The organism is Moorena sp. SIO4G3, from assembly GCF_010692305.1.
GTDB classification, from domain to species: Bacteria; Cyanobacteriota; Cyanobacteriia; order Cyanobacteriales; family Coleofasciculaceae; genus Moorena; species Moorena producens_A.
On sequence record NZ_JAAHIG010000074.1, the window covers coordinates 1 to 21,301 of the forward strand.

The 21,301-nt window shown below is 44.0% G+C and carries 18 protein-coding genes; 13 read left to right on the top strand and 5 right to left on the bottom strand.

The features are described 5' to 3' along the window. Positions 1-646 precede the first annotated feature (646 nt). Complete coding sequence (locus F6J99_RS15475) at positions 647-955, top strand: hypothetical protein (protein WP_070392370.1); 309 nt, start codon at positions 647-649, stop codon at positions 953-955. A gap of 498 nt (positions 956-1,453) precedes the next feature. On the opposite strand, the gene menB is transcribed toward F6J99_RS15475, so the two are convergent. Further along, positions 1,454-2,287: a 1,4-dihydroxy-2-naphthoyl-CoA synthase gene (gene menB / locus F6J99_RS15480; protein ID WP_070396611.1), complete on the bottom strand. Its 834-nt coding sequence runs from the start codon at positions 2,285-2,287 to the stop codon at positions 1,454-1,456. A 63-nt stretch (positions 2,288-2,350) separates the two neighbouring features. Here menB and F6J99_RS15485 point away from each other — a divergent pair, with 63 nt between their 5' ends. Next, complete coding sequence (locus F6J99_RS15485) at positions 2,351-3,331, top strand: glycosyltransferase (protein ID WP_293113704.1); 981 nt, start codon at positions 2,351-2,353, stop codon at positions 3,329-3,331. A 317-nt stretch (positions 3,332-3,648) separates the two neighbouring features. Here the strand turns inward: F6J99_RS15485 and F6J99_RS15490 are convergent, their stop codons facing one another. Both F6J99_RS15490 and F6J99_RS15495 read right to left on the bottom strand, forming a co-directional pair. After that, a complete protein-coding gene (locus F6J99_RS15490; protein ID WP_293113705.1) occupies positions 3,649-4,026 on the bottom strand; it encodes a DUF423 domain-containing protein in 378 nt (125 codons plus the stop codon). Between the two features lie 14 nt (positions 4,027-4,040). Beyond that, positions 4,041-4,442, bottom strand: a complete 402-nt coding sequence (locus tag F6J99_RS15495) for a hypothetical protein (protein ID WP_293113706.1) — start codon at positions 4,440-4,442, stop codon at positions 4,041-4,043. A 438-nt stretch (positions 4,443-4,880) separates the two neighbouring features. Between F6J99_RS15495 and F6J99_RS15500 the strand changes: the two genes are divergently transcribed. After that, positions 4,881-6,248: a transposase gene (locus tag F6J99_RS15500; protein WP_293113707.1), complete on the top strand. Its 1,368-nt coding sequence runs from the start codon at positions 4,881-4,883 to the stop codon at positions 6,246-6,248. Positions 6,249-6,286: 38 nt separating this feature from the next. On the opposite strand, the gene bchM is transcribed toward F6J99_RS15500, so the two are convergent. Next, positions 6,287-6,973, bottom strand: coding sequence for a magnesium protoporphyrin IX methyltransferase (bchM, locus tag F6J99_RS15505; protein WP_293113721.1), 687 nt, complete (start codon positions 6,971-6,973; stop codon positions 6,287-6,289). 120 nt (positions 6,974-7,093) lie between these two features. Continuing rightward, positions 7,094-8,560 (bottom strand): transposase, encoded by a 1,467-nt coding sequence (locus tag F6J99_RS15510; RefSeq protein WP_293113708.1) that lies wholly within the window; start codon positions 8,558-8,560, stop codon positions 7,094-7,096. A 58-nt stretch (positions 8,561-8,618) separates the two neighbouring features. Between F6J99_RS15510 and F6J99_RS45595 the strand changes: the two genes are divergently transcribed. The 10 genes from F6J99_RS45595 (at position 8,619) to F6J99_RS15555 (ending at position 21,175) form a co-directional block, all read left to right on the top strand. After that, entirely contained in the window at positions 8,619-8,783 is a 165-nt protein-coding gene (locus tag F6J99_RS45595; RefSeq protein ID WP_365973404.1) for a transposase, read from the top strand. Positions 8,784-9,089: 306 nt separating this feature from the next. Further along, entirely contained in the window at positions 9,090-10,388 is a 1,299-nt protein-coding gene (locus tag F6J99_RS15515) for a folylpolyglutamate synthase/dihydrofolate synthase family protein (RefSeq protein WP_293113709.1), read from the top strand. A 203-nt stretch (positions 10,389-10,591) separates the two neighbouring features. Further along, positions 10,592-11,695: a type IV pilus assembly protein PilM gene (gene pilM / locus F6J99_RS15520; RefSeq protein ID WP_070392375.1), complete on the top strand. Its 1,104-nt coding sequence runs from the start codon at positions 10,592-10,594 to the stop codon at positions 11,693-11,695. A 4-nt stretch (positions 11,696-11,699) separates the two neighbouring features. Beyond that, the gene (locus F6J99_RS15525; RefSeq protein WP_293113710.1) at positions 11,700-12,500 is read left to right on the top strand and encodes a PilN domain-containing protein; all 801 of its coding nucleotides are present in this window, start codon (positions 11,700-11,702) and stop codon (positions 12,498-12,500) included. Then, positions 12,497-13,249, top strand: coding sequence for a GspMb/PilO family protein (locus F6J99_RS15530; RefSeq protein ID WP_293113711.1), 753 nt, complete (start codon positions 12,497-12,499; stop codon positions 13,247-13,249). The genes F6J99_RS15525 and F6J99_RS15530 overlap by 4 nt, the downstream gene beginning before the upstream one ends. A gap of 293 nt (positions 13,250-13,542) precedes the next feature. Beyond that, positions 13,543-15,969: an AMIN domain-containing protein gene (locus F6J99_RS15535; RefSeq protein WP_293113712.1), complete on the top strand. Its 2,427-nt coding sequence runs from the start codon at positions 13,543-13,545 to the stop codon at positions 15,967-15,969. Between the two features lie 290 nt (positions 15,970-16,259). After that, positions 16,260-17,471 carry a transposase gene (locus F6J99_RS15540; RefSeq protein ID WP_293113713.1) on the top strand — a complete coding sequence of 404 codons (1,212 nt, stop codon included), beginning with the start codon at positions 16,260-16,262 and terminating at the stop codon, positions 17,469-17,471. 435 nt (positions 17,472-17,906) lie between these two features. Continuing rightward, positions 17,907-18,191: an HU family DNA-binding protein gene (locus F6J99_RS15545; RefSeq protein ID WP_070392379.1), complete on the top strand. Its 285-nt coding sequence runs from the start codon at positions 17,907-17,909 to the stop codon at positions 18,189-18,191. Between the two features lie 26 nt (positions 18,192-18,217). Continuing rightward, the gene (gene cobD / locus F6J99_RS15550; RefSeq protein ID WP_293113714.1) at positions 18,218-19,354 is read left to right on the top strand and encodes a threonine-phosphate decarboxylase CobD; all 1,137 of its coding nucleotides are present in this window, start codon (positions 18,218-18,220) and stop codon (positions 19,352-19,354) included. A 312-nt stretch (positions 19,355-19,666) separates the two neighbouring features. After that, positions 19,667-21,175 (top strand): FAD-dependent oxidoreductase, encoded by a 1,509-nt coding sequence (locus F6J99_RS15555; RefSeq protein WP_293113715.1) that lies wholly within the window; start codon positions 19,667-19,669, stop codon positions 21,173-21,175. Positions 21,176-21,301 lie beyond the last annotated feature (126 nt).

A 21,301-nucleotide genomic window follows, 5' to 3' on the forward strand; every position in this document is an offset into this window, starting at 1 on the left:
TAACCCTTTTACCCATAGCCGACCAACCATAAAGGCTGCCTTATTCTTGCGGTAACTTCTGACCCTGAGCTCTGAAGCGTACTTTTACACCTTGAAGGTAGCCTTTTAGTCAGTCAGGCGGGTCATCAACCAACTTTATTCTAACACGATTCGCAACAAGTCCTCGTCTCGCTATCCATCCCCACCGTGAAAGACGGTGGGGATGGATAGCGAGTTTTGTTAAATTTGCTCTAAGACTTTGGTATAAGAGGTAGAGCTAATTTTGCTGTGGAGGCTAAAAGCCAGTGAGCCTCCCTGGCTGACCCTTGATTTTTAGAACACTGAACTGATACTTTTTCATAAGTTAATCGGGATAGATTCAGTATCTAAATACACTTTTGGTGTGTTTTTTTGGTTGATCCCTATGGGGTTTTGCTATAAAGCAAGCCAATTCTTTCAGAACCCTGGTTTTTTTGTTACTTTTTGTAAAATAAAATATTTCTATTTGTAACAAAATAGTTAAGAAAATATTAAAGCTTTAGGGGCTAACGATATGGCTATAACCTAGGCTGGTCAACAGCTTGCTATCTATAACAAGCTGAGGTAGGAGGTAGCAGAATTAAATGTGAAGAGGAGATAAAATTTTTTTCACAAAAAAAGAGTTATCATGAAAACATTGAATTTACCTGTATCTAGTTGCAGATTTTGTCAGTATTATCAGTCAGAAGGACGACGAGGGGGTATGTGTCAACAACTTGGGGTGCCTGTCAGAGCTACCTGGAAAGCTTGTGCTTTTGCTATGCCTACCTTTTCTTCTTCTTGGGAGAAACTAGAAGAGATTTGGCAAGATGAACAACTGATGCTCACAGAGGAGCTATCGGTAAAGTGCTCTGAAAAATCCTCTGGGACAGACAAGACCATTCAAGGTGAGACCATCACCTCTAAGAATTCGTCAACAGACATCATGCTGGTGTAAATTGTTGATGTAAATTATTCGTATTATCAGTAATATCAGCAGTAACTTACTAGTAACTCTACCCTTAAGACAATCAATAATTCAAATAAAAAAATTTCACAAAAATCAGTTTAAACCAAATCTTCTAGTTCTAGTAGTTACCTGCTTAAAGGTGTCAGCTTAAAAAGCCAAATAATTTGATAAAACTCGGCACCTGATATCTGCTATTAAAATACATTTCCTCGCACTTTGATTGCAAATAAGGTGCGTTTTTTATTGATAATCAAATTTTGCACCAAGTTTAAAATTGTTTAAAATTAATCTGTAAAGGTAGGGAACAGGGAACGGGGAACTTCGGATCAGTGATAAAATTTGACTCTGTGTTGATGCAGCCCCTCCACACTCGTGCTTTGCATGGCTGACAGCGGTAATTGTGCCCTACTCCCTACTCCCTACTCCCTACTCCCTACTCCCTACTCCCCAGAAATTTGTACCTCACCAATTGAGAACTGCTATAATCTAAGGTAACCAAGGATATTGACGAAAATCTGGTGGACGCTTTTCTAGGAAAGCTTGTTTACCTTCGGCTCCTTCTTCTGTCATGTAATAGAGTAAGGTAGCATTGCCAGCTAGCTCTTGTAAACCAGCTTGACCGTCACAATCGGCGTTAAAAGCAGCTTTCAAGCAACGAATGGCAATAGGACTTTTTGCCAAAATTTCCTTTGCCCACTGTAGCCCTTCTGCTTCCAACTGCTCCACTGGCACGACACAGTTAACTAAACCCATTTCTAGGGCTTGAGATGCGGTGTATTGACGACAGAGAAACCAAATTTCTCGGGCTTTTTTTTGACCAACAATTCGGGAAAGATAGCTAGCGCCAAATCCACCATCAAAACTACCGACTTTCGGGCCAGTTTGACCAAAGATAGCATTATCAGCAGCAATCGTTAGGTCACAAATCAGATGTAGGACATGACCACCACCAATAGCATATCCAGCAACTAGGGCAATCACTACTTTGGGTATGGAACGAATCAGGCGTTGCAAATCCAATACGTTTAAGCGAGGAACACCATCTTCTCCAATATATCCAGCCTTGCCTCGTACACTTTGGTCACCACCAGCACAAAAGGCGTATTTGCCATCGGTGTGAGGACCAGCACCAGTTAATAAAACAACACCAATACTGTGATCTTCGCGGGCATCACAGAAAGCATCATAAAGTTCAAAGACGGTTTTGGGACGAAAGGCGTTGCGTTTGTGGGGACGATTGATGGTAATTTTGGCAATACCGTCGGTTTTGTGGTATAGAATGTCTTCATAAGTTTTGGGAGTTTGCCAGTCAATTTGCATAACGTTTTCCATGCGATCGCTATTCAAGTTTAAAATCATATCAAATTCAAAAGGTTCGCAAGTTTGCTAAGCATTGTCATTCCCACTTACAATCGCTTACCGATTCTAAAAAAGTGCCTAATCGCGTTAGAAAATCAACAACTCAGGCAAGATAGCATAGGTGCGCTCTTACTTGGCGAATTAAATTCGCCACGGGTCGCACCTCAGGTCTTGGATTATGAAGTTGTCTTAGTAGATGATGGCTCAACGGATGGCACTTTAGATTGGTTGACAGCACACGGGGATCAGTTTCCCCATGTACGCTCATTTGCTCAAAACCACGCTGGACCGGCTGCAGCTCGGAATTTAGGGGTGAAGCAGGCCCTTGGTGAAATAATTATCTTTATTGATAGTGATTTAGTAGTTACTGAGCATTTCCTCCAGTCTCATGCTGATGCTTTGGTAAAGGCAGAGCAGCGTCTGGGATGCGATCGCTTATTCACCTACGGTTGGGTGATCAATACCTGTAATTTCGACGACCCTACCAGCGAACCCTATAAAATTACCGATTTCTCTGCTGCCTATTTTGCGACGGGGAATGTTGCGATCGCACGAAAATGGCTCTTAGAAGCTGGACTGTTTGATACCCGCTTCCAACTTTATGGCTGGGAAGACTTAGAACTGGGTGTCCGACTCAAACAGTTGGGCTTAAAACTGATTAAATGTCCGGAAGCGGTAGGTTATCATTGGCATCCTCCCTTTAGCCTCGACCAAATTCCCCGAATGATTGACCGGGAAATTCAACGGGGGCGTATGGGTGTGTTATTCTACCGGAAGCACCCTACCTGGGAAGTCAGGATGATGATTCAGATGACCTGGCTACACCGATTACTCTGGGGGATTCTGTCTTTAGGTGGACGACTCAACGAACGCACCATGGCTCCCTTTTTACAATGGCTAATTGACCGAGGTAAATCCCAGCTAGCTTTAGAAATTGCCCGAATTTTCCTTAACTGGTATAACGTCCAAGGTGTTTATGCGGCTAATCGGGAGATGGAAGGTTGAAGGTTTAAGGTGGTCGGTTGAAGGTTGAAGGTTGAAGGTTGGAGGTTGGAAGTTGTTCGCGTAGCGTGGCCTATTGGCCAAGGTTGTTCGCGTAGCGTGGCCTATTGGCCAAGGTTGTTCGCGTAGCGTGGCCTATTGGCCAAGGTTGTTCGCGTAGCGTGGCCTATTGGCCAAGGTTGGAGGTTGAAGGTGGTCGGTTCGAGGTTGACAGTCAAGAAAATAAATATTTAAGCTGATTTGCATTTAAATTGGTTATTTCCCGTTCCCTGTTCCCTGTTCCCTGTTCCCTGTTCCCTGTTCCCTAAAATATTTAGTGATTACTCGAAAGACAAAGCTGCGATCGCTAAACAACCCCATCCCAGAATTAATGCCGCACCACCTAATGGTGCGATCGCTCCTAGCCACTTGATCCCGGTTAAACTGAGGGCGTACAAACTACCAGAAAAAATGGCAATTCCAGCGATAAAAGCTGAGCCAGCTAAGGTAAGGGAGGTTTGTGCTACTTCTGCGCGGCTCAACAACAAGGCTACTAACATTAGCGCTAGGGCATGGTACATTTGATAGCGAGCACCTGTCTGAAAAATCTCTAATGCTCGTTCGGTAAGTTTTTCTTTCAAAGCGTGGCTAGCAAAGGCTCCAGCTGCTACTGATAATCCTCCTAATATCGATGCGATCGCTAAAAAAATCCGAGTCATCAATTTTGTCCTTGCTAAAGCGTAAAATTATAAAATATTTTCCCTTCTTCACTAACCTCAAATGTGGCATCACATTCTCTAGCTTTGTGGTCCAAATAGTCTTGAGCTACAGCTATAGGAAGTTTGGCTGCTATTGCTAATTTCAATACTGAAATTCTACCATTTTCGTCTTGAATCAAGCGATAAAATGTAGACTGAAGCTTTTCGAGGACTTCTTTTTCCTCTTGTCGATACATTCCCCATGCTAACCATACTCCCCAAAAGGTAGCTGGTATACCTACTATCAAACTTCCCAGCGCATCAACTTTATCCTGCGACGTTGCTTCCCTTCGAGTTGATACTACAACAGGTACCATCAATAATAGAATACCAAAGGTCAGGACCAAACCAGCAGATATTTTTTTAAACCGTTTCATTATAATAGCAAATTTTTAGCAAAAGTTATTGTTTAGCATGACCAGACAATTTCGATTAGATATCAGCTAATGCGCTACGCGCACGCTGCGCGAACAGCTAATGCGCTACGCGCACGCGTGCGCGTTCAGCTATCAGCTAAGAGGTTTATTTTCAGCTGACCGTTGACCGCTGACCGCTGACCGCTGACCGCTGACCGCTGAATGCTTATTTTTTTTCAGCTAGCTTAGCAGGAGCCTCACACCATAATCTTTGATTTGGTGTCAGAGGAATGCGCGGCTGTTAAAGGGGTTCAATACCCCTTTAACAGCCAATTACACTTTCGGGGAATCCTGAGATTTAATATATCTTCGTAATCATTTAATCATCTTTCATGGCAACCTTTCCAAAATCTGTACACTAATTAGTGTAGTATTAACTATAGTTACCAACACCAGGGGATGAAATACACTTACCAGTATAAAGCACTTCCAACCACCGACCAAAAGCTAGAGATAAATCTTTGGCTCAGGATTTGCCAGTACTGGTATAATCGTCAGCTTGGTGAAAGGTTTGATTGGTGGGAACATAACAGAACTTCGGTTAACTCTTGCCCCTTGGTCTGTCATCTTCCTGAACTGCGCGATCGCCCCAACTACTACAGCCAAAAGAAACTTTTACCAGGACTCAAAAAGGGTAAGGTAACAGTGGAATGGTCAGGGGAGGATTTGGATTTTTCACGGGTTCCAGCTAATACTCTCCAGCAGGTCTGTAAACGTGTAGAGAAGGCGTTTGATCGGTTTATTTCTGGGGACACCAACGGCAAGAGGAGTGGTAAGCCTCGCTTCAAATCTCAGCCTCGTTATCGCTCATTTATTGTTGAAGGAGCAGGTTTAACCCTGCATTCGTGTTCGACTGGGGGAAAGTTCCTTTACCTGAAAATACCCAAGATCGGCTTGCTAAAAATTCGCTCTCACCGCCATCTACCCGATGGTGCAATCCTCAAACAAGTGCAATTCATCAATAAAAGTGATGGATGGTTTGTAAACCTTAAACTCGATGATCCTACTGTTCCTGGTATTACACCTGATGTAATCGTGGCGAATTGGGAGAACTCCCTAGGAATGGATGCAGTACTGCACCAGGAGTACTATCTGGCGACATCTTTAGGGGTAAAACTACCATCGGCAAAGTTCTTGAGGCGCAATCAATCTAAATTAGCCAAAATTTCCAAAAAGAAAAATGCTCGCAAGCGCGGCAGTAAAGCACGCCGAAAACTAGCGAAAAAAGAGGGACGGCAACACCAAAAGATTGCTCGCGCCAGAAAAGATTTCCAATACAAGACTGCCCACAGCTTAGTAAGTACAGGCAAGAAAGTATTCTTTCATGAAAACCTCAACCTTAAAGGTTTAAGTAAGCGTAATGCACCATTACGAGACAAAGAAGGGAAATACCTACCAAATGGTCAATCGGCAAAGTCCGGGCTCAACTTAAGTTGGGCGGATGCCGCCTTTGGAGAATTCTTTGTAATCCTTGGTCACATAGCTGCGAAAGCTGGAGCCGTTGTGGTTGCCAAGAATCCTGCTTACACCTCTCAATTGTTATCCTATCGAGATCAAGTGATTTTTACTGATTGCGGTATCCGGAAATATTGGGATGAAATAGAAAACCTCTGGGTTGATAGAGATATTAATGCTGCTATCAACATCAAGAGAGTGGGGCTGGACGTGTTCCCCACTATAAAACGCCGTAAAGGTAGCATCAAAATAGTTGATTCTATTACTGATGATACCTCCAAGGAAGTTCTACGCACTCTTCGGGGTGCCTGAGAAGCCTACACCATACCTTTAAAGTTGGTGTAGGAGCGTCACTTACGAATAGCTTCCAATAAGCGAGAATAGTAAAAGCGAGTGCTAGTCATTTCCTGTCGCTGAATCGAAAACCCATTATTTTCTAAAATAGTAACAATATCTGCTTCTCGATGCTGATAGGCGCGAGTGGTTTTACTTGGTCCTGGAAAAAACTCACCAATCTTTTTAAGTGCAGTAAGAAGCAAGGTTTTCGGTGCAAAGCTAAGAATTAAACGAGACTCTGCCAAAGAAGCTAAATGAGTTATCATCTCAGCCGCTTTATCCTGGGGATAATGAATCAAAACATCTAGACAAATTACGGTGTGGTAGCTACCACCTAACCCTTCCAAATCCTTGACCATAAACGAGAGATTCTCAGTATTCCCTAAACTCTCCTTAGCCCTTACCTGAGCTTCTTCTACCATTTTGTGAGAAATATCACTAGCAAAAACTATAGCGCTATTTTTGGCCAGAGGAATACTCAGACTCCCAACACCACAGCCAGCATCACAAATCGACAAACCTGACAAATTACCATCAGCCTCCAACCAACTGATCACTTTATCCACAGTCTGCTGATGACCAATCCGGATATCTTGCTGTACTCGGTTAACCTCGCCATCACCATAAATCCGCCGCCAGCGGTCAAAACCAGTGGCATTGAAATAATCCTTAACAATGGCCTTATCATTAACTGTATTCATATTCATACTCAACACTCTCCTGACCTTGGTATGATTCGCGTCTTTGCGGTTCATCAAAAAATCATCCCTTGAACCTCTAAGACCGAATTAAAAATTACGGTCTTAGATTCTGAACAGCAGTTACCCACTGCTCCATTCCAACAAATCAAATAATTCGAGTTGAACAAATTCGACTTGTTTAGGATTCCCAGACTCACCGCCCAACGGCAGTGATTTATTCCTCATTTTAGAACCTGTTGATTCAGGTTTGGGCGTGACTTTCTGGCTGACCACCAGTAGCTTAGTTGAACTAAGATTTAGCTGTTTAATTCCACGATTACCAATGACAATAGCTGCATCAATATCAGCATCTTCGTGGTGTCCGCAAGATTCACATATCAACTTTTCACCATCTCGGTTTTTTGGGCTGACATAACCACATTTAGAACATTCCTGAGACGTTCTTATAGGGTTAATATCTTTCACCCAATTTCCTAGCTTCCTGGCTTGATGTTTAGTTTTCTGTTTGAGTCTATACCAAGAAGCATCAGAAATTGCCTTATTGAGCTGAGACTTGGCTGATTGATTATTTCTTAGATATCGCTTTTGTTCTTCATCCCACTTCGGCTTACACCTAGCTTTCATCCCCCGAACATTCAAATCCTCAAACACAATCATATCAGCAGACTCAGCAATCTTTTTTGCTATCTTCCACTGATAATCCTGTCTTTGACGACGGATTTTCTGATGAACACTAGCGACTCGTTTTGCGGCTTTTTTTCTATTCTTTGAGCCCCGTTTCTTACGGCTTAAACGTCGTTGTCTAATTCTTAATCTACGTGATGACTGCTTATCAAAACGAGGATTAGCAATCAGTTGGCCGTTGCTCAGAGAAGCAAGTTTTTTGATCCCAACATCAACACCAATACAGGTTTTAATTTCTTGTTCGGTTTTAATTGGAGTATCCGGCACAGTCTCGTCTCTTAAGAGAATCGAAGCATACCAGCCATCGACTTCTCGACTCAAAGTAACGGTTCTAATCTCCCAGGATTCAGGAATATAACGAGAAATAAAAAACTTCATTTGTCCCAGAACCGGGAAGGTAATCCTGTTTCCAGACAGTCGAACAGTTTTAGGCTTAAACTCTATGCCGACATTGTGGTGACTCTTGAACTTTGGGAATCCTCGACCCTGCTTAAAGAAGCCTGTAAAAGCTTTGTCTAAATGCCTTAAAGACTGTTGAAGTACATCAGAGCAAACTGTAGAATACCAGGGTTTTGTCTGTCTCCACTCCGTAGCTAGGGAGGAGTGCATCTCGTAAGCTGTTCGTCTCGGATTGAATTTTTTCTCTCGAGGTCTACGACTTGGATTATCTGTTTTCCAGGGATAGCCTAACGATGCAGATTTATTGACAGAACAGGTCAGTGGGCAAGCAACAGCAGTTGTCGTCAAATCGCAATAGTTGCCCAGTATTTTGGTGTGGTGATAACTATCAATCCTATCTCTAAGACACAGGTTATATAAAGAGCCGATCTTCTGCTGCCAATCTAACAACATTGATTTTTGCTCCCGATCTGGCTGTATCTTAAACCGATAAGCAGTTTGCATTGACCTTTTTACAATAAGCCTGGTAAAGTAGGACTGTTGAGAATAGTACCACACAGTCATGGCAACACGCAAGTTAATTGGAGGTACAGTTGACGACCTCTCAATTCATTTAGTTCTAGTAACCAAATACCGAAAAAAAATTATCAACAGTGAAATTATCAATTATCTTGAGGATTTCCGTCGATATATATGCAAAAAAAATGATTGTATATTTATAGAATGAACGGCTAGCATGACCAATTTGATCGGCTATATTAATCTCAATTTTGTTTGTAAAAACTATTAGCTTTTTTGCTAAAAAAATCAAAATCATAACCAGTCAAGGAATTATCAAAAATCGCCATATTGATGGTGAATGTAAATTATACAATAATTAGTGTTCGGGAAGATTGGTTATTTTGTATCTTATTAGTGGTGCGAATCATGAAACATGAAGAAATATATCTGCGAAAACCAAAATACCCCGTCCTCGCTCTTCCCCGACGACCGAATCAAAGATTACGGTCGCAGTACCCTTAGAGGCAGAGTGATGGATATTGACGACCTTCTCCAATCCTTTAAACACTTTGGTGTTCAGCTTGGCTTAGAACGCATACAGGAACTTCTATCGCGCTTAGGTAATCCCCAGCAGGATTTTCCAATCATTCACGTGGCTGGAACTAATGGTAAAGGCTCAGTTTGTGCCTACCTGTCTTCTATACTCACCCAAGCTGGCTACCGAGTCGGACGTTATACTTCTCCTCACCTGGTGGATTGGACAGAACGGATTTGCCTTAACCAAGAACCGATCTCCACCCATACCCTAGCCACAATTTTGCAGCAAGTTAAGGCAGCAATTCCAAAAAACTGTTCCGATCCACCAACCCTATTTGAAGTGACTACTGCTGCTGCTTGGTTGTATTTTGCTCAGCAGCAGGTGGATGTGGCTGTAATAGAAGTGGGATTGGGAGGACGGCTGGATGCAACGAATGTATGCGATCGCGTTTTGGTTAGTATTATCACATCCCTAAGTTGGGAACATTGGCAGCGCCTGGGACCGACCTTGGCTGATATTGCCAAGGAGAAGGCTGGAATCCTAAAGCCTGGCTGTCCTGCAGTCATTGGTCCGCTCCCGCCAGAGGCTAGGGCAGTGGTTGAATCAAGGGTGAATCAGTTGGGATGTCCAGTGGTGTGGGTAGACTCAGCAGTAGAGTTGCCAGAGGGGAAGATGCCAAGCACCCGACAAGATCTCAGATGGGTAGAGTATGGGGGAATCAGCTATAGTTTGCCCTTGTTGGGGGAAGTGCAGTTGGTTAATTCGGCGATTGCGATCGCAACGGTACAAGTTCTGCAACAGCAGGGTTGGGAGATACCAGAAAATGCGATCGCATCGGGGATGGCCAAAACCACTTGGCTGGGACGTTTGCAGTGGACTAGCTGGGAGAATCACCATTTACTGATTGATGGAGCTCATAATCAAGCCTCTGCTCAGGGGTTGAGACAATATGTTGATACCCTAGGTAAATCGGTCAACTGGGTAATGGGTATACTCTCGACCAAAGACCATGCTGGTATTTTTAATGCCTTGCTCAGACCAGGGGATCGATTATACCTAGTGCCAGTACCTGACCACAGTTCAGCTGAGCTAGACTACTTGGCTACTCTCGCGCAACAAATTTGTCCAACCTTAGCCGATTGTGCTACTTATCCAGAGTTAGTGACAGGACTCCGTGCTAGCTTTAACAAAGCCGAAGCTGAAGATAAGATTACTGTCCTTTGTGGTTCTCTGTACCTAGTTGGTCACTTTTTGCGAACAGAAGCTTTTGTTGACAGTAATGGCAATGGCTAATCGCTAATGGCTAAAATTAGCAATTTCAGGATTAATCAAAAAATTGTCATGATTATAAGATAAATTGGGTACGATCAATAGCAACCTAATGTTAAAACCCCGATCTACTTAACTCAGATCTGGTATCTAAATAAGATAATTTTTGATCCCATATTTCCTACTCCCTACTCCCTACTCCCTACTCCCTACTCCCTTTGCTAGATATGGTTAACCATCTTAAAAATTTATTTTCCCGCCGCAAGCAAGGTGTTGGTATAGAATTAGCCCCAGAACGAATTCATATTGCTCAATTGCAGCGGCAAGGTCAGAGCCTAAAAGCTACAACCCTATATTCTCATGAGGTTCCAGAAGGGATCTGGGAAGGAGGACAAATTGTTGATTCCCCTGGTTTAGCGGAACTGATTCGAGAAGCTCTACAGGAGAGTCAAGTGAAAGTGGAGCGGGTTGCTACTGCTTTACCAATGCGAGAAGCAGTAATCCGGATTATTCCGATTCCTGCTGAGCTAGATGATAACGAGCTTCGGGATATGGTACTAAACCATGAAGCTGGCTTATATTTGCCCTATCCCCGGGAAGAAGTGGATTTGGATTATCAGAAGCTTGGCTTCTTTGTGGATGAAGATGGAATCGAAAAGGTACAAGTCCTGCTGGTGGCTACTCGCAAAGAAATCACCGATAGCTATCTCGATACCTTTGAGCAGGTAGGTTTACAAGTAGATGTACTCGAAATTAATAGCTTTGCCCTGATTCGGACCATCCGAGAACAACTGCGTCAATTTCCTTCCCAAGAGGCAGCCGTTCTGGTAGATATTGAATTTGATAGTACTGAAATTGCCATTATTGTAGATGGTGTCCCGCAGTTTTCCCGTACTGTTCCCATTGGTACCTACCAACTTCAGAGCGCTCTATCACGGGCGATGAATTTACCAGCCTCTAGAAACACTGAACTGCTCCAGGGGATGACTATTCCCAGTACCCCAGTTGATGGCATGCGCACCGGCTCGACCGGGGTAAATCCAGGTATGGTAGCTCTGATCCAAGTCTTGGGAGAAATTGCTGATGAACTAAGGCGCTCTATCGATTTTTACCTCAATCAGATGGACAATCTAGAAGTAGCCCAACTCCTACTAGCTGGTCCTGGGGGTGGTATCGGACAACTTGATGAATTTTTTACCCAACGGTTAAGCTTGCCCACGATTCAGGTGGATCCGGTGGCGGCTCTTTCCCTAGAAGTGGAGAAAGATATTCCGATGGTAGAACGACCGAGCTTAGGAACTGTGCTTGGATTAGGATTACGAGAGGTATAGCACTATGTATAGTCTTGATATTAATTTTTTAAAAGACCGAAATCCTGAGGAGATCAAGTCCGTTCAGGATGGAGCCGGTAGACAAGGGATGGCCTTAGGGGAAATGACCCCTCTACTGATTGGAGCTGCAGTGGGCCTAATCCTACCTGGATTGGTGGGAGGTTTTTGGGTGGTTCTCCAACATCAAAACGCCCGATTGAAGGAGGAAATTGCTGATGTTGACCAGAAACTGGCAGCCTTGGGGGCACAAAAGCAACGAATTAGTAAGCTAAACAAGGAACTCAAGCTGGTCAACGAAGAAACTAATGCTCTTGCCAGTGTCTTTAATCAAATTAAGCCTTGGTCAGCGATGTTACAGGACATTCGTGAGCGCACTCCTCCCGGAGTCCAAATTAAAGACATCGAGCAACAGCAAGTCACTGACAAAAACGCTTCTAAGGATGAGTCTAACGCTAACTCACGACCTAGCATCGAGCTGGATATTTCCGGTACAGCTCGAACCTTTGATGATGTGAATTACTTTTTGCTGACGCTACAGAATTCTTCTTTTTTCGACAAAAATGATACTCAACTTATCAAAGCTCAGTTAGTCAATAATCCCACCAAATTAGAAATTCCTGAGAGTCAAAAAGAATTAGTAACTCAGGTAAAATATACCCTGCCCAAAGTGGTAGAATATACTATTAAAACTCAACTGAGTGATATCCCCGCTTCTGAGCTCTTAAAAGAGTTAGACCGTAAAGGAGCAGTAGGATTAGTGACTCGAATTAGAAACCTTCAATCTCAAGGAGTGATTCAACAATGACCTATGCTACTGATGACGAGTTTATGAGTGTTGAAGGTCAGGAGGAAGAGCCTGAGTATCCTACTGCCTTCGGCATTACCTTTACTCCCCAAGTTTCTGGGATTACCTTTGGTATTCTTGGTCTGGCAGCTGCTATCTATCTAGCCATGAACCTGATGCTACCGGCTTGGCAGGAGTATCAGGCTTTACGAAATGATTTATCAGGCAAGCAAAATGACCTCCAAAATCCCGAAGTACTCCAGAAAAAAATTAAACAAAAAGAGGAGGAACTCAAGCAAGCCAAGCAGCAAAACCGCCGGGTATTGAGTTTGTTTTCTACAGAAAAAAGTCTAGATACTTTATTGCTTGATCTCAATACCTTTGTTAAGGATACTAGAGGGACTTTACTTAGATATGAGCCAGATTCCGAGGGAATAAATATAGTTAATGATGGCTCTTTAGGAACCCTAGTTGATGGAAAATTAAAACGGAGAACCGTCAATGTGGAAATTGAGGGTAGCTTCCAACAAGTCCAGTCAATTATGCGCAGCTTTGAGCGCCTCCAGTCGATGTTGCTGATCAAAGACCTAGAAGCTCAAATCAGTGAACCGCAAACACTAGTGCTACAGCAAGGTAGATTAGTTCCTGGTCCTCAACCTAAGCTTAAAACTAGCTTAACCCTGGAAGCTCTTATGCCTGCTAGAGATTTGGATAAGGAGGAAGAAGAAAAAGCTGAGGAAAAGGATGCTAAGAAAAAGTCAGGCAGGTAAGAATAAATAATCCCAAGTTCCTTTAGTCTTGCTGCATTCTTGCTACCAATTTAATGATGGGGAGATGGCAAGATGGGGAAATTAAGCAGTAGCCAAGTTGCTGGAAATTGGGATAACCTACTGTTTGATTGAGCTGAGATGGTTATTGTTGTTCTTGTTTGTTGAGTGTTTAGTATTTTCTCTTTAACGTCTCAACGGTCAATAGTCAATAGTCAACTGTCAATAGCCCTTAATATGACATAATTTCTGTCATAATTTCTGTGATTTCAGTCAGGAGATTTGAGGAAGTGACCGTGAGACAGATTCAAGTATGTGGTGGAGTGTTCGCGGCTACAGCAGTGGCTTTATGGGCAACACAGCCTGTAGTAGCAGCAAGCCAAGTTAGTGCTATACGGTTCAACCAGCAGGGGAGTGAACTGGAACTGAAACTTGAGACAAAAGGGGGCAATGAGCCTCCACAGATTTTTGCTGTTAACCAAGGCAATGTCTTGGTAGCTGATCTGGTGAATACCCAGCTGAGTTTGCCCAAAGGGACTAACTTCCGTCAGACTAACCCCCTACCCAATATCAGTGCGGTTGCGGTTAAGGAACTGGATGACAATCGGGTCAGGGTAACAATTCGAGGCACTGACAAACTCCCAATCAGTTCACTGATCCAAAGGGACGCTCAGGGAATTACCTTAGGCATTGACACCACTACTGAGAATCAGGGCATATTATCTATCCAAGACTCATCGGTGATGAAGCTGGCTCAAGTTCCTAATACAGAAACTAATACTGAAACGGAACAGATGGAGAAACCGGCAGAACTTTCGGAACCAGAGCCAGAGGCTAACCCCTCAGAAACTCCTGAACCTCCAGAAATCGTGGCTCCTGAGCCAGATGTGCTGGTACCTGAGCCAGAAATTATTATTGATGGGATACCCGCAGCTCCAGCTAATGCGGTGCAACCGATTGCGCCAGCGCCCCCCTTCTTACCTAGAGCAGTAGCACCACCAGTAGGGGATATTGCTGTATCTAATATTAATGCTGCTGCTAGCACTATAGATCTTGGCACAGCAACTCTAGTGCCCCGTTTAGTATTACGAGAAGCACCGATTCGAGAAGTGTTGTCTCTGTTAGCTCGTTCGGCTGGACTCAATCTGGCCTTTGCTGAGTCAGATGAAGACTCCGGTGCAGCACAGTTCACCATTTCTATTGATTTAGAAAACGAACCTGTCCAAGATGCTTTCAACTATATTCTCCAGCTGTCTGGTCTTCAGGCTAACCGTCGGGGAAGCACAATTTTTGTTGGGGCAAAACTCCCTCAAGCCGCTCGTAATCTAATTAGTCGTACTCTACGGCTCAATCAAGCCAGTGCCCAAGGGGCTGCTACTTTCCTAGCCACTCAGGGAGCAGAAGTGCAACAGGTAGTAAGCGAGACCGAAGAAATCATCGATCCTGAAACCCAACGAGTGGTGCGACAAATCCAACGAGCCCCAGAAATTCAACCAGTTACCGCTGAGCGGGAAGACGGTAGCCAAGGGGCACTGTTGCTGGAGGGATTAGCAGTATCTACGGATGAGCGACTTAATTCCATATCTCTGGTGGGTGAGCCCAGGCAAATTGAAATTGCGACATCTTTACTCAAACAGTTGGATGCTCGTCGCCGTCAAGTGGCGGTAAATGTCAAGATTATTGATGTTAACCTATCTGGAATCGATGCCTATAATGCCAGTTTCTCCTTTGGGATTAATGATACTTTTGTAGTCAGTGATGACGGAGCCGCAGCAGTTAATTTCGGTAGGGTTAATCCCCCCAGTAGAGGTGATGTGGTTAGTGGTCAGTTTCCTAATATTGAGCCATTTGATTTTCGAGCTGTAGACGGAGATGGTGATATATTTTTTGATAGACAAAATGCTCCCTTTGATAACCTAGTTGAGGGTTTCAGTGAAGGCTCTGGTACTCGATCAGGCTTCGCACGCCCCGGCTTTGGTCGAAATAATAATCCATTCCAGCCAGGTGTGATAGGTGTCGAGCGTCAAGATGATGGAAACGAGTTTACCTTTGCGCTTCCTTCTCTATTCCAGTACCCTGATAAGTTTTTATTAACGTTGCAGGCTCAGATTACCAGCAGCAACGCCAAGATTCTGACCGACCCGACTCTCCTGATTCAAGAAGGACAGGAAGCTAGTGTCAAGTTGGTTCAGCAGGTATTGACTAGTGTAAGGACAGATATAGACTTAGATGGTGGTGTGGCGACTAGAACGATCACCCCGGTTATTGAAGAGGCTGGTTTAACCCTAACGGTGAATGTTGAGAGAATTGACGATAATGGTTTTATCACTTTATCGACATCTCCGGTGATCACAGCTCCCTCTGGAAGTCAAAACTTTAACAGTGATAATGCACAAAATACAATCACTTTCCTAAGTCGCCGAGAACTAAGCTCTGGACTAGTTCGTCTGCGGGATAGTCAGACGTTAATTCTATCTGGCATTATTCAGGACACTGACCGCACAAACGTAACAAAGGTGCCAATTTTGGGTGATATTCCGTTGCTTGGTGCTCTCTTCAGAAGTACCGAAAAGACCAATGAACGCCGTGAAGTGATTATCCTGCTGACCCCTCAAATTCTGGATGACACAGACCGCAATGGTGGGTATGGTTACAGCTACACCCCTGGACGGGATGCCCGTCAAATGCTAAACCGGGGAGGGTTTCAGTCTCCAGGAAACTAAGGTAAAGGTAAGGTAAACGTGAATTAACACTTATCCCCCCGAGCGAGGGATTGCTCGCTCGGGGGTAATTAACTTATGGATTTGACTACTCCCCCCTACTTTAGTGGTGGGAATAGTTAGGTTTTGAAGCTTTTACCAAAAATCCCCGATACCCTTCAGCCCCGTCTCTGAGCGAGCGGGGATGAAGGGTCGCAGCGGTCTTTAGCCGCCGTGAAAAAGATTTGATTTTGATTTAAAAGATTATGCTGAGTATGTTAGAGTAATGATATAACAGAAGAGGTCGAGTTCTGGTGATCATAATAGAGTTTAAGGCAGACGGGAAACCCCTTCAATATCAAGCAATAGACGAAGCGATTCGGACGGTTAAGTTTATCCGTAATAGCTGTATTCGTTTATGGATGGATAATAAAGGAACAGGCAAATACGACCTTAGCAAGTACTCAAAAATACTGGCTAAAGAATTCCCTTTTGCTAATGAACTAAACTCTACTGCTCGACAAGCTGCGGCTGAAAGGGCATGGTCATCAATTTCTCGTTTCTTTGAGAACTGCAAGAAAAAAGTACCTGGGAAGAAAGGCTATCCCCGTTTCCAGAAGCACTGTAGATCGGTTGAGTATAAACAATCAGGATGGAAGCTTTCTCCTGATAAAAAGTCAATCACCTTCAGTGATAAGAAGGGAATCGGAAAGCTGAAGCTCAAAGGTACTTGGGACTTGTGGCGCTTCGACAAGAAGCAAATTAAGCGAGTCCGTATTGTCAAGAGGGCGGATGGTTACTACGTTCAATTTTGCGTCTCTGTCGATGTAAAAGAACAATTAGACCCCGCCGATGCCACTATAGGATTAGATGTAGGACTAAAAGATTTCTACACCGATTCTAGAGGAAGTACAGAACCAAATCCTCGTTTTTATAGGTCTGGGGAAAAACGATTAAAGTTTTATCAACGCCGGGTTTCCCGGAAAAAGAAAGGCTCATATAACCGTAGGAAAGCCGTTAACAGATTAGGTAGACAGCACCTTAAAATAAGTAGGCAGCGTGAAGAATATGCCAAGAGACTGGCACGTTGCGTAGTCCGGTCTAACGACCTGGTCGCTTACGAAGATTTAAGGATTAAAAACTTGGTTAAAAACCACTGTCTAGCTAAATCTATTAACGATGCAGGTTGGTATCAATTTAGAAAATGGTTAGAGCATTTTGGTGAGAAGTTTGGTAGAGTCACCGTTGCGGTAAATCCTGCCTATACAAGCCAGAACTGCTCCGAGTGCGGCAAGGTAGTTAAAAAGTCACTATCTACTAGGACTCACGTCTGTAAATGTGGGTGTGAATTGGACAGAGACCACAACGCCGCAATAAACATACTAAAAAGAGCCTTGGGTACGGTGGGGCACACCGGAACCTGGATCATAGATCCGAACTCTTGTGGAGAATCGACCTCTACTCTTCCTGACTCCGGTTTGGTTGAGCAAGTTGGCTCTATGAACCAAGAATCCCCGCGTCTTTAGACCGGGGAGTGTCAAGTGTTTATTTGTTTTTGGTTGAGAATTTTATTGACTTGGTTTGATTTAATTTTTATAAGCGCATAACTATACCTGATTTTAAGGGTTAGTGTCAATATCTAAACAAGGCTCTGACCTCTGCTATCCCATAGCAGACCTACCAAGCACGCCTAGAGCAGGGGGCTTACCGAAAAATAATGAATTATATATAATTAACAATGAATGATCATAAAAAATTATGATTGCCTATTCCCTAAGGAATAAATTTAGGGTAGGAATTTGGGGCAAAATTCTGAAATCTATATAAATTACAGCATTCAACGATCCATATCGGCATTGCAAACATTAGAATAATGCAGTGAAACCTCGAAGCTGCTAGTGTTGCAGCGATTTTTTTGTTGAAAACCCTGGTTGGATGATCTGAAAAACAAGGAGATTTGAATGAATAAGGGTGAATTAGTCGATAAAGTGGCGGAAAGAGCTACTGTAACTAAAAAACAAGCCGATGCAGTCCTAACTGCTACGATAGAAACGATTATGGAAGCAGTGTCTGAGGGTGATAAAGTCACCTTAGTGGGCTTTGGTTCCTTTGAATCCCGGGAGCGTAAGGCTCGTGAGGGTCGCAATCCCAAAACCGGTGAAAAGATGGAAATTCCGGCAACTAAGGTTCCCGCCTTTTCTGCTGGTAAGGTTTTTAAAGAGAAAGTGGCACCACCCAAGGAGTAATCCCTGATTCAGTCACAAACTTGTCCTTGAAACGACCAACTCACGGGGGAAATTTAGCCTGGGCAGCAGCACTGGCTAACTGTCCTCCTTCCTTAATTCTTGATTTTTCTGCCAGCATCAATCCCCTTGGTCCCCCTAAAAGTGCGATCGCAGCGATTGAGTCTGGGCTCAATAACCTGGTAGCTTATCCTGACCCCAATTATGCTGAGCTGCGGCAGTGTTTGACGCAACTGCATCCAACCCTGCCCCCAGACTGGATTCTTCCAGGTAATGGCTCAGCCGAATTATTAACTTGGGCTTGTCGCGAGCTATCAGAACTAGATGAAACCTTGATCATTACTCCAGCATTTAGGGACTACCAACGGGGACTGAAGGCATTTGGAGCAAGAATTAGGGAGTGCCCCCTAATGAGGGAACTCTCGACACCTAGTGTCAGATTGGGAGATGGGGAGATGGGCAGGGAAATTGATTCTTTGATGCCCTTACTCCCTGACTCCCTTACTTCCTCACTTCAAAAAGAGGGGACTCGACAGGGTTTGCTGCTGAATACCCCCCACAATCCTACAGGTCAATTGTTTACCTCAGAAGCAATTGAGCCTTATCTCAAGCAATTTGCTTTAGTGGTTGTGGATGAAGCTTTTATGGATTTCCTGCCTCCTGACCAGGAGCAAAGCCTGATTCCTTTAATTGGGGATTATCCAAACTTGGTAATTTTGCGATCGCTTACCAAGTTTTACAGTCTTCCTGGACTAAGACTAGGTTATTGCATTGCCCACCCTGAGCGACTCCAACGTTGGCAGGAGTGGCGAGACCCTTGGCCAATAAATACCTTAGCAGCGGCAGCCGCAGCGGCAGTGGTTCAGGATAGAGCATTTCAACAGCAAACCTGGGATTGGCTAGCACCAGCGCGTAAGCAACTGTTTCAGGGACTGGCTAAGTTACCTGGTCTTCAACCTTACCCCAGTGCAGCTAACTTCTTGCTAGTAAACTCAGCAAAATCCACGTCACAGATCCAAGCACAACTACTCCAACACCATCGGATTTTGATCAGAGATTGCCTAAGCTTCCCGGAATTAAGCGATCGCTTTTTCCGGGTCGCTGTACGTACACAGGCAGATAACCAACGCTTACTAACAGCTTTAGAGGCTATCTTGATAAGTTGAAGGTTAGATGGTTTAAGGTTAGATGGTTTAAGGTTAGATGGTTTAAGGTTAGATGGTTTAAGGTTGAAGGTTAGATGAAGGTTGAAGGTTAGATGGTTTAGGATTAGAGTCTTAACAACTGAAAGCTGGATGTATAACTGGCAACCTGTAACTTTCAACCCCGTCACCTGTCACCTGTAACCTGTAACTTTCAACCCCGTCACCTGCAACTTTCAAGCTGTAACCTTGGCCAAAAGGCCACGGGTGCGCGTTCAACCTTGGCCTTTTGGCCACGCTACGCCAACAACCATCTAACCTTAAACTTTTGCACGAATGACCGTTGAATATGACCTAATTATCATTGGTGGCACTCCTGCTGGTGTCTATGCTGCTGTTGCGGCTGCTGGTTTAAACGCTCGTGTGGCTCTGGTAGACCCTCAGCAAGGAAAAACTAGCTGGCTAGCACAGGGGGCGATTTACACCAGAGTATTAAGTGAGATGGGGCGTAAGCTTGAGCAGATGCGTGACGCTGCTCAATGGGGTATTTATGCTCAAATAGCTGATTCAACCGAACCAGACATTTCACAGACCGGGTTTTCATCCCTACCACTAACTGAGGTGATGGAATGGGCTAATCTAGTGGTTGCCAACTGCTCAGAACAGAATTCTCAAGCTATTTTAGGTGCTTTAGGGATTGATCTAATCACCGGTGAGGGGGAATTTTGCAGACTGCCTCACCTCGGTTTTGTAGTCAACAGCCGACGTTTGCGGTCTCGTGCCTACCTAATCGCTACTGGTTCTCGCCCAGTTATTCCTGATATCGAAGGGTTACAGACCATAGAGTATTTCACACCAAACGATATCTGGCACAAAGTGTTTAAGCTTGGAAGCTTGAAGGGTGAACAACCTTCACTACCCAAAAGCTGGGTAGTGATTGGGGATGAGCCTATTGCTCCAGAACTAGCTCAGAGCTTAGGTAGACTCGGTTGTGAGGTAACGTTGGTGGCCAGTACTACCCGTATTTTGTTCCAGGAAGACCTAGAAGCATCTAGGCTGATACAAGCTCAGTTGGAAGCTGAGGGAATTCGAGTTCTGACGGATAGTCCAGTTGATCAGGTCAGAGAGATTGACGGGAAAACCTGGGTTCAGGCTGGTAATAAAGCCATTGAAGCTGATGCCATTTTACTGGCTACGGGTGAGCAACCCCATGTGGAATCCTTAAATCTAGAAGGGGTTGGGATAAAGTACACTCAGCAAGGTCTTCAGCTCAATCAGAAGCTACAAACGACTAATCCCCGCATCTATGGCTGTGGCAAGATGGCTGGTGCTTATCCCTGTGCCCATATTGCCCAGTATCAAGCCAGCATTGCCCTGAAGAATGCATTGTTTTTCCCCTGCTTTAAGGTGAACTATCACGGGATTCCCTGGACCATCTTAACTGAACCCCAGTTAGCACGGATCGGTCTGACAGAAGTAGAAGCTAGAAAGCGCTATGGCAAGAATCTATGGGTGATGCGAGACTATTTCAAAGATTTAGATCAGGCTCAGCTCCTGGGGCAAACCACTGGGTATATCAAACTGATAGTGCAGCGCAATGGGACAATTTTAGGAGCAACCATAGTTGGATCACACGCAACAGAATTAATTGGGGAAATTACCCTAGCGATTCAGCAGAAAATCAAATTGGCCGTGTTGGCAAATGTCTATTATCCCTATCCCACGTTGTCAGAGATTTTTAAGAAAACGGCAATCCAGTGGCAGCGCCAACGAATGAGTCGTAATCAGACCTTAAAAAACTTTCTGGAAGGCTTCTTTAACCTACGCCGTAGTTGGTCAAGGTAACTAACTTAGGATTAAATCCTGCTTTCCTCTATCCGTTAAATGCTGGGCATTATAACGGGATTATGTAGTGGGGATAAAGATAAGTGTTGATTACCATTACCTCAATCTTAAATATTTAACATTTAA